Origin of the sequence: Paenibacillus sp. ClWae2A (genome assembly GCF_032452295.1) — a bacterium.
In the GTDB taxonomy this organism is placed as follows: domain Bacteria; phylum Bacillota; class Bacilli; order Paenibacillales; family Paenibacillaceae; genus Paenibacillus.
The window spans coordinates 20,961-30,763 of sequence record NZ_JAULSQ010000026.1 but is presented as its reverse complement, the minus strand read 5'-3'; the positions used below and the strand labels follow the sequence as shown (position 1 = coordinate 30,763).

The following is a 9,803-nucleotide window of genomic DNA, read 5'->3' as shown; positions in this document are numbered from 1 at the left end:
GTTACGCTCACGGTCATTCACGCTATTGCTGCGTTCAGATTGAGTCCACGTTGCACTCTCTCCTTCTGCTTTCGCGTTCAGACCCAGATCCAAGGCTCCGCGGCTTTCGCTTGCATAGCTGCTGTTTACGTTACGCTGGCTGTCTTTCACGCTGTTGTTGCGTTCAGATTGAGCCATCGTTGCACTCTCTCCTTCTGCTTTCACGTTCAGACCCAGATCCAGTGCTCCACGGCTTTCGCTCGCATAGCTGCTGTTTACGTTACGCTCACGGTCATTCACGCTATTGCTGCGTTCAGATTGAGTCCACGTTGCACTCTCTCCTTCTGCTTTCGCGTTCAGACCCAGATCCAAGGCTCCGCGGCTTTCGCTCGCGTAGCTGCTGTTTACGTTACGCTCATCGCCGCCTCGTGAATAGTCGCTCATCGTTGTACCTTCTCCCGACACATTGGCATTCAGGCCAAGGCCCAGCTTGCCAGCACTGCTACGCTCAGCAGTGTGGTCAGAAGAACGATCATTGTATCGGTTCGTGCTCTCTGAGGATAAGTCGGCATTGAGTCCAAGATCCAGATTCAATGCTCCAGTTGCACTGGATGAACCTCCGTAGCTACCATGGTTACCGTAACCTGTGTCACGGTGTCCAGACAGAAGAGATCCCAGCTCCAGGCGCAAACCTGCATTTAGCTCCAGATTACCACTGCTGTTATTGCTATAGCTATCTGCGTAAGTTGCCTGCGAAGCCCCCAGCAATCCAGCCACCAACGTACCCGACAATACCGACAATTTTACCCAACGATTCACTTTTTTCATGATTATATACACTCCTTCTCAATTTTGGTTGAATTAACGCCATTGTTGTAGAGAGAAAGAGGTATATTGCGGCGGCCGCCCAGGCGGTGCCTGTGACCATTGACTGAATCCATCGAGCCGTTCCATTCGGAAAGCAAAATCGTAATCTGGCGTAACCAGACCCGTTGTTGCTCCCGGAGGTGCACCGGCTGGAGCGGTTGCTCCACCTCCAGTTACACCGGACGAACCGGAGCTTGTCCCAGCGGAAGCATTAGCTGCTCCGGGAGAAGTTGCTGCAACAGGCCAACTGGCTGGTCGTTCTGTGCGAGACTGCAATGGAGATGTTGCATCGACATCATCTTGTTTCAGATTGGCTTCCTGGTTACTCTGCACTTGTTCAGTGACAGCTGGTTTAGCAGATGGCTGATCTACGAGGAATAACTCGTTATCGGGCAAACCTGCATTATCATCGGAATCCTGCGTCAGATCAGTTCCTTCCACAGGCAATGCCTGCGGGACAACAGGTTGTTCTGGACGTACTTCTGGTTCCGGGGTGACCTCCATCACTTTGCCCGTAACCTGTACTGGGTCCTGTCCTTCCTCGTTGTTCTGTGGTAAAACAGGATCTGCGAGTGCACTCGTATTGGAAGTTTCGACATTCGGTGTTTTGACGACCGTCGGCTTTTCCGGAGTGACTAACGGCGGTTCCGGCTTCACACTTGGAATCTCCACCTTTTCCTGATCAGGATTGAGTTCAGCGGATACGTCTACAACTGGAATCTCTGCTCTCACAGAAGGAAGCTGGACATTTCCCTTACTCAGATCCACACGGGATGAAGAGATATTGACGGAAGTAACCTCAGGCACATCCACCTTAACGGAAGGTAATTCAACCTTGCCCTGCCGAAGGTCTGTTTTCACAGCAGACGTCTCTGCCTTGATCACCTCCGGTACCTCTGCGGTAACGCCAGGCAAGGAAGCTGTCCCTTCGTTCAGGTTTACCTGACTGCTTGATACTTCGGCTTTGATCACCGGTGTATCCGCCTTTACAGACGGCAGTTCGACGGTTCCCTTCTTGGCATCAATCCCAATCTCTGATGTTCCGGCCGATCCAAGCGGTGTATCTACTTTCAGCTCAGATACACTCAGCTTACCTGTGGATTCATTCGCTTTGATCGACGGAACTTCAACATCCAGTAGTGGTGTGGATACCGATACCGACGGAGTCAGGTTCAACCCGCCATCCGAATCGCGTGAAAACAAATTTAGCGACAATCCGCTGGAATGTTTTTCAGAAGATACCTGAGCATCATCGGCGTATACATGTGACGATCCAACTCCCAGAAGCAAAGTCCCTGCAAGTATAGCCAGTGGTATGCTTCCAAGACGCACAATCGATTTTGGTAACTTTACATTCAAGTTGCTTCACCCCCTTTCCGCTAATGCGTTGGTGGGACAAGGCATATGAGTTTTCCCCTAGGATTAATTTGAATACAGGGATTTCTGCCTGTTCCTCATTAAACGTGAAGGCGTTTGCTCAAACGCTTTTTAATCATAAACTTAAAATTTGAAATAAATTCAAACCTTCATTTCAACTGTTCTAACCTGAGCAGATTCGGCCTGTTTTCAGTCGCCTGCAATCATGGTCTTGGCTGCAATGGAGCCATTTAGATCGGCTTTTTCCCCGCTACGTTTCATCAAATAAATCAACCCAAGCAGGGTCAGCAAAATGCCTGAACAGACAAAAGCCGGCACTACACCAAATGAGGTAACCATAAATCCGCCTACCACCGGGCCCATAATATTACTGGCTGTCATCACGCTGCCTACCGTTCCAAATACCCTGCCTGTCATCGCCTCAGGTGTCTGTTCCTGCAACAGGATCTGAAAGGGCACAATCGCAAACCCTATTCCGACACCTGCCAGGGCAAAGAGGGATACTAACAACAGATTGGCACCTAGCCCGGCGTGCGGCCATATCCCAACAATAACTCCGGCTCCGCCGATAACCAGACCCATGAGTATGGTACCCAGACCCATTTTCAAAACATGCCCTGCATGCTTCCACTTCCGTACACTCATCGCTGCAATTAATGTACCTGCGCCACTTGCTGCCACGCACCATCCCAGCTGATCACTTGAAATTCCGGGAAGTTGTCTGAATAACACCACAGTCTGTGAATCGGCAAATTGCAGAAAAAGTATGGCTGAAGCAAGCAAAATCAGAGACGTTCCTACATGAGGGAGAGATGCGAGCATGCGAATACCCTCCAGTGTTTCTTTCCAAAAAGAGCCTTTTGAGCGGTTACGAACACCCCCAGCTGTCTCTTCCTCTACTTCTGTTACGTTATGAATTGCAGATTGGATCACCCGAGTTCCAGGAATCCACAATAAAATGATGCCGGAGATCAGAAAAGATGCTGAATCGAGAACAAAACACCAGGTAATTCCAAAGGCGGCTACCAAAAGTCCGCCAAGCGCTGGACCAATAATTTTGGACATCTGTTCGATCACCGAGCTGATGGATACAGCTTGCGCAAGCTGTTCCCGAGGTACAATTTCCTTCAGCTTTCCGTTTTTGGCCGGAGAGAAGATTACATCGAACAGGGATTTGAGGACAAGCAGTATGTAAACGTGCCAGATCTGGTCAGCAAAAATTAACGCACCCACAATGATGATCCGTGCACCATCAGCTACAATCATCAGCCATTTTCGGTTCAGGCGATCTGCAAGCGTGCCTGCGAATGGCCCTGTCAACAGAATGGGCAGTGCGGCGGAAAGTGTGACAAATGTAATCTCCCATGGCGTTGCATTCCAGCGGATACCCACGAGAGTCAGGATTGCGAGCAGATGCAGCCAATCACCCAGATTGGAAATGGCCTGTGCCACCATCAATGTTACAAAAGATCGGTTATTCTTCAGCGGTCGATGTCCTTCAAACGTTAAATCACTTGTCATCCTTCTTCTCCTCCATTATATTCCAATTCATAGTATGAACTCATTATATAGAGCAGCCCTTGACTCAACCTCCTGCCAGAGGCGGAGAAAAAGCGACATCTGAAGGATGATTTTTCAGCATGATGAATGATCAAATTTTAAATGCTAAAAATGCAAATCTTGTGACATATCGCATGTTTTTCATAGAAATAGAAGTTTACAATTAAACCATGGCGACAACCTGTATCGTCAAACATCACTAACCAACTCATATAAGTTGAAATACTCTTTTACATGAACAGCATAACGGAGAGGACAGAAATAACCTGAAAAAGCGAAGCGTTCACCTAAAAGCTTTTTGAAAAAAAGCTCCATCGGAAGCATACGCTATCACCGGATTTTACCTTTGAAGAATATTTCAAAAAATCTGGCGATAACAGTGATTGGAAGGTTGTTCTGTCCTCGTAGTGGTAGGTTGTAACTTCATCATTTTCAACTTATAAAACTAATCTGAAAAGGCGGGATCAGCATGCTGGAATTACAAGAAATCGGAACCGAACGTTCACTTCATCTGTACCGCACCTTGGCCCAGACATTCAAGAGCGTGAATGAACACGCTGTATCCGGAAGCAAAGTGCATGGTTTCAACCCCACCGCATACGGGGTGCTCGAAGTGTTATATATGAAAGGAGCTCAGCCGATTCAACAGGTTGGCGCACAACTTCTGCTGCAAAGTGGTAATGTGACCTATGTGATCGATAAGCTGGAGCAAAAAGGATTGTTACACCGCAAACATTGTCCGCAAGACAGACGTATCATCTTTGTGGAACTGACCGAAGAAGGAAAGCGCACCATGGATGACATCTATCCAGGCTATGCGTTGAAGATTGATCGGGCTGTAAGTGGACTGAGTGAGGAAGAGAAGGAATTGCTGTCCGAACTCTTGGGAAGGCTTGCACATTCTGCAGACCGTTTATCAGCGAATAGCTAGAGCTTATCTTCAAACCTGACGAAAGCCGGAGCGTAACTGAATGTTCTGGAGCAGATATGGAGCGGGAGCTCTAACGAACTTGTGGCGTCTTATTCAGGGGTTTGAAGCGCTCGCAGCATTTTAAGGAATCTGACACACGCTATCTTTGAATAAACAGCCGTTTACAACGTGTTTTTCAGGTGATTTCGGGAAATAACGTGTCTCATGTTCCTTACAATTTATAAAGTGGAGCAGAAGGTTAAATAAGACGTCCTCAGTTCCTTAGAAATTCGTCTGGATGTTCACCAAGATCATCCAGACTGTACTTCAAAATGCTTTAGACCCGGACATCCCCCAACGTATCACTTGCCTGAGTTTGAAGAAGCACTCTAATCCACTGCACATGGGCCAACAAAAATAACCGGATTTGCCTGACATCGGCGAATCCGGTTTTTCATATGTTTTTCGTATATATCCACTTTTACTTCGAGCCTTGTGGTTGCGGTGGAGCATCTGCATCTTCGGGTACAATTAAACGTTTGCGTAGAGCAAGTGTGGTTACCCACGAGACCAGTGCGATGACAAACATAATGACAAACAGGGAATGCAAGCTTCCTTCCAGCACGCTCCGTAGTAGCGCCCATTTATCATCAGATAGCGCTGCATCCGTATGTGGTGCAAGCAGTTCGTTCAGATCACTCTCCGAAATTCCGGCCTCCGCCAGATTCTGTTCACTGGATAACGTGGAAATCCGATAGTTCAACCAGGTACCAAAAGCCGCTGCACCAATCGTCTGTCCCAACGTACGCATGAACGTGTGCAGTGCCGTAGAGGAACCACGTTCCTTATATCCTACGGAAGACTGCGCAATAATGGTGAAGATCGTGAATGCAAACCCGAAGCCGAGACCATAAATAAAGGTCAGTATAAATAGCACAGCCTGCGGGGATGTCCCGCCCACCAGAAAGAGTCCACCCGACCCGATCGCAATTCCGGTTAATCCAATCAATGCGGTCATACGTGATCCAATTTTCATCAACAGGCGGCCTGCCAACACACTACCAATGAGCCAACCCACCGACATCGGCGCGAGCAGCAGCCCGGATTCCGTCGCATTTCCTCCCCGAACCCCCTGCACCCAGAGCGGTAAATAACTGGTCAGACCGATCATCAGAGTACTGGTTAACAGTCCGGCGATATTCGCCACACGGATGTCCCGAATTCGGAACAGATGTAGTGGAACCATTGGGGCCTGAGCTCTTTTTTCCACCACAAAAAATAAAATAATAAACAGAGCAGCAACCACACTCAGTCCTACAATCAACGGAGAACTCCATGCATAATACTGCCCCCCCGCCGACAGGACAAATAACAATGCAGTAATGCCCACCGTGAAGGTCAGCGCACCGACATAGTCAATTTTGGCTGTACGCGGAGAGATATCTTCCTTCAGATAACGAAATACAAACCACATCGCGAGCAGACCAAACGGCACATTAAAACCAAATATCCACTGCCAGCCGAGATTATCTACAAAATAACCGCCAAGCAGCGGTCCCGCCAGAGAGGAAATACCCCACACGGAGCTAATCCAGCCCTGGATTTTACCACGTTCTTCAATCGCGTAGATGTCCCCGATAATCGTAAATGTAACAGGAACTACCGCACCCGCACCAATCCCCTGTATAGCACGGAAAATAATCAACTGCTCCATATTCTGCGACAGACAGCACAAGAGTGAACCCAGTAAAAATAAGGCACAGCCAATCAGAAATACAGGCTTTCGTCCATACAAGTCACTGATTTTACCGAAAATGGGCGTACTCACAGCCATTGTCAGCAGGTATGCGGTGAAAATCCAGCTCAGCAGCTGTACACTCCCCAGCTCACTGACAATGGTCGGCCCTGCCGGACCAATTACGGTGCCTTCAATCGCTGACAGAAATGTCGCGAGCAACAGCCCCGTCAAGATAAAACTGCGCTTCAAACCTCCAGTTGCATTCACACAAACCCTTCTCTCTTTGTTTCTCTCTTTTATTTACCTCGCTTGCGAAGGAACTCATCATACAGCATAGAATACATCACCATATCCTTGTATCCGGTGGACGTATGTTGTACTTGTCGCAGCAGCCCTTCTCGCGTGAAGCCGCGGTTAATCAGGAACTCGCCGGAAGCCAGATTACGCGGGTCAACCAGCGCTTCGATTCGATTAAGACCCATGGTCTCATACCCGAAGGGCAGCAATGCCGAGAAAGCCTCCGTCATATAACCGTGGCGCCAATAATCACGTCCCAGCTCATAACCAATCTCACCCCGGAATGCGCCTTCAAGCTGCCATGTATTGAAGCCACAACTGCCGATGAGCTTGCCTGTTTCTTTGAGTTCAATCCCCCACCGGATCGCATCCTCTTCTCCTGCCATTTGGTTGAGCAGTGCGATCATGTCCGCCGCTTCGCTTGTCCCAATCATGGGTGCAAGATTCATGTAACGGGTCACCTCGCGATCTGACCAGCATGCGAACATCTGGGCCGCATCCCGGCGACGCATTTTACGCAGACGAAGCCGCGCAGTCTCCATTTCGGGAATTCTTCCTTTGCATTTATACATATTAAGACACTCCGATCCGATCTATCTCCGCAGACCATAAGATTCACTAGTCATCTAATCATAACCTGCGCCGAATGGCAACTATTCAGTCATGGACACACGTCAAAAAACCGGGCCAATGTCGCTCCCGGTCTTGTTGTACGTATGGATCCATTCAAGTTTGAGTGAATTACGGAATCATGGCTTGTCCAAATAAATTTTAAGCTTTGGACGTTTTCTTGCCCTTCCCCAGTAATTCATCGCTAACTCGACCAAGTACGGTGGTGATTTCCTTGAATTCTTCAATACCAGTCCCGGTTAGGCTCCATTGGTCCCCGTGGGCGGTCAGGAAGTTCTCCTGTGTCAGGTGTTCAAGCTCCTGCTTGATCTCCCGCTCTCCAACGCGATATCCCCGTTCTTCCAATAGGGGCAGCGCCTCGCTAACGTTTAAATCCTGATTTTGCGCGAAATGTAGTAGATGAATCCGTACAAAAAGATTCTGTACCTCTGCATGCATAAGCCAAGCTCCTTCCCGGGTTGTAGCCCTCCGTGGTTGCTAAGTAATTACCCCACGCAAGAAGCTGAGAAACAGGAGGATTCTTCAGGTATTCCCTTCCCTTTCCGAAATCCTCCGCTTGACTAACCGCATCCTCTGCACTATCTTGAAAATAAGTACCATTTTGCTCGGGAGGGTGATTTACCATGTTTCAAGCTGTTTCCTATGAAGGAACACGAAGTGAGCAGCACACCGCCGTCCTGGGACAGTTAAGTGCTCTGATCCGCGATGAACCTAGTGCGATTGCCAATCTGGCGAACGCTGCTGCGCTGCTCAATGTATTTATGACCGACACCAATTGGGTCGGCTTCTATCTGTATGATGGAAAAGAACTCGTCCTCGGTCCATTCCAAGGACTGCCTGCTTGTATCCGAATTCCACTGGGACGTGGTGTATGCGGCACATCTGCTGCGGAAAAACGTACCCTGGTCGTTGACGATGTTCATGCCTTCCCAGGCCACATTGCCTGTGATGCAGCATCGAACAGTGAGATTGTCGTACCTATTATCAAAAACGGCGAACTGTACGGGGTGCTGGATATCGACAGCCCGATCAAAAACCGTTTTGACGACGAAGACCGCGTCTTCCTGGAGAAAGCCGTAAGCCTGCTCACAGAGCAGTTGGAGGCAACCATACCCCTTTAGGAAATGATGAACAAGATGATCGGAGCCTCATCACACACGATGATAAAAAACCCGTAATAACAAAGAGCGCAGTCCTCTTCTTAGAGGTCTGCGCTCTTTGTTATCCATTATGATTCACACCCATGTTCTTGCTCGCCCATGTTACTTTATGCATCTAGGATAAATCATGTTCCGCTTTAATCATCATCCCATCCCGCAGGAATTCAGCCAGCCTCGGGTGGTAACCATCATACATCTGACGGAAATTTTTATGCTCTACATACAGATTGGCCAAATCCCGATAGATCTCAGCGGTGGGTGTATAATAACCTTTAATCCATTCAAGATGCCTGCCAATAATCCGTTGTACTTTTGCACTACCGGGTTCCAAGCCATCCTCAATGGCCTGTTGCAAGTCCAGATGAACTTGATCAATTTTCGCCTGGGAATCCAGATAATCTTCTTTTGACTTCAACTCCTGATTTTCAGGCAATGTGGATGAATTGGAAGATTGGATGTCGGACCTCTGAGCACCGTCTGTCTGCACATGGCTCATATCATTAGTGACTACAGGGTCAGAACCCGATTCATTCAGCAACTGGTGACGCCCCTTATTTACAAAACCGAAATAAAGCTCATGTTCATCAATTTCCTTTTCACCTTGCAAATGAGAGATCGTTTTGTCCAGTGTCTGAATCAATCCATGCAGACGGAGTGCCTTCTCCAGAATGTCAATGCGATGCTGCTTCATGATGCGTATGACATCCTGAGGATTGTCCCGGAGCATCGGTCCAATCTCATTCTCCTTCATACCTACTTCCTTACAGAAAAGGATTTGCTGGAGTCTCAACAATTCCTGCTTTTCATAATAGATGTCCTCATCTACATCCCCAAAGGCCGGATTCAGAAGACCTGTCTCTGCATACTGGCTCAGTTCGTTCAGACTTACGCCTGACATTCCCGATACGTCAACCATGGAATACGCCATTTGAATACACCTCCTGCCTGTCCTGCAACTTCAGAGTTCAGGCTTAATTCATACTGCATTGTATTTGAATAATGAGAGAATATAAGACTTTCGGCAATGCTGTACCGCTTCATTCCGCTCGTGCTCTGGATGGGTACATCATGCTTCGGTGATATGAGCGGCGTTTGGTCAGTTATGTTGCGGTATGTTAACTATGTTATACCCGTCTCATCAGATGTGAACCCGCAGTCAGTGAAGAATTCGTATGTATTTTTTTGTTATATAAGTTCAACCAAATCATATTTACACTGGTCACTCGATGACAGAATAACCTTCCGATCACTGTTATCCCCAGATTTTTTTGATTCCCTTTTTAAA

Annotated in this window: 9 protein-coding genes; 2 read left to right on the top strand and 7 right to left on the bottom strand. The window is 48.0% G+C overall.

Annotated elements, in window-relative coordinates:
* From QVE09_RS31450 to QVE09_RS31440, 3 genes are all read right to left on the bottom strand, one after another.
* Window positions 1–807: hypothetical protein (locus QVE09_RS31450; protein ID WP_315939914.1), on the bottom strand; the 807-nt coding region annotated here is incomplete at its 3' end.
* Between the two features lie 33 nt (window positions 808–840).
* Complete coding sequence (locus QVE09_RS31445; protein ID WP_315939913.1) at window positions 841–2,205, bottom strand: hypothetical protein; 1,365 nt, start codon at window positions 2,203–2,205, stop codon at window positions 841–843.
* A 207-nt stretch (window positions 2,206–2,412) separates the two neighbouring features.
* Window positions 2,413–3,744, bottom strand: a complete 1,332-nt coding sequence (locus QVE09_RS31440; protein WP_315939912.1) for an MFS transporter — start codon at window positions 3,742–3,744, stop codon at window positions 2,413–2,415.
* Between the two features lie 508 nt (window positions 3,745–4,252).
* On the opposite strand from QVE09_RS31440, the gene QVE09_RS31435 reads away from it, so the two are divergent.
* Window positions 4,253–4,714 carry a MarR family winged helix-turn-helix transcriptional regulator gene (locus QVE09_RS31435; RefSeq protein WP_315939911.1) on the top strand — a complete coding sequence of 154 codons (462 nt, stop codon included), beginning with the start codon at window positions 4,253–4,255 and terminating at the stop codon, window positions 4,712–4,714.
* 460 nt (window positions 4,715–5,174) lie between these two features.
* Here QVE09_RS31435 and QVE09_RS31430 read toward each other — a convergent pair whose 3' ends face one another.
* The 3 genes from QVE09_RS31430 to QVE09_RS31420 form a co-directional block, all read right to left on the bottom strand.
* Entirely contained in the window at window positions 5,175–6,680 is a 1,506-nt protein-coding gene (locus QVE09_RS31430) for an MDR family MFS transporter (protein ID WP_315939915.1), read from the bottom strand.
* Window positions 6,681–6,727: 47 nt separating this feature from the next.
* On the bottom strand, window positions 6,728–7,300 hold the full coding sequence (locus QVE09_RS31425) for a GNAT family N-acetyltransferase (protein ID WP_315939910.1): 573 nt from the start codon (window positions 7,298–7,300) through the stop codon (window positions 6,728–6,730).
* Window positions 7,301–7,499: 199 nt separating this feature from the next.
* A complete protein-coding gene (locus tag QVE09_RS31420) occupies window positions 7,500–7,796 on the bottom strand; it encodes a hypothetical protein (protein ID WP_315939909.1) in 297 nt (98 codons plus the stop codon).
* Window positions 7,797–7,981: 185 nt separating this feature from the next.
* Between QVE09_RS31420 and QVE09_RS31415 the strand changes: the two genes are divergently transcribed.
* Complete coding sequence (locus QVE09_RS31415) at window positions 7,982–8,479, top strand: GAF domain-containing protein (RefSeq protein WP_036614172.1); 498 nt, start codon at window positions 7,982–7,984, stop codon at window positions 8,477–8,479.
* A 154-nt stretch (window positions 8,480–8,633) separates the two neighbouring features.
* Here QVE09_RS31415 and QVE09_RS31410 read toward each other — a convergent pair whose 3' ends face one another.
* Window positions 8,634–9,446 carry a MerR family transcriptional regulator gene (locus QVE09_RS31410; protein ID WP_315939908.1) on the bottom strand — a complete coding sequence of 271 codons (813 nt, stop codon included), beginning with the start codon at window positions 9,444–9,446 and terminating at the stop codon, window positions 8,634–8,636.
* Window positions 9,447–9,803: the final 357 nt, after the last annotated feature.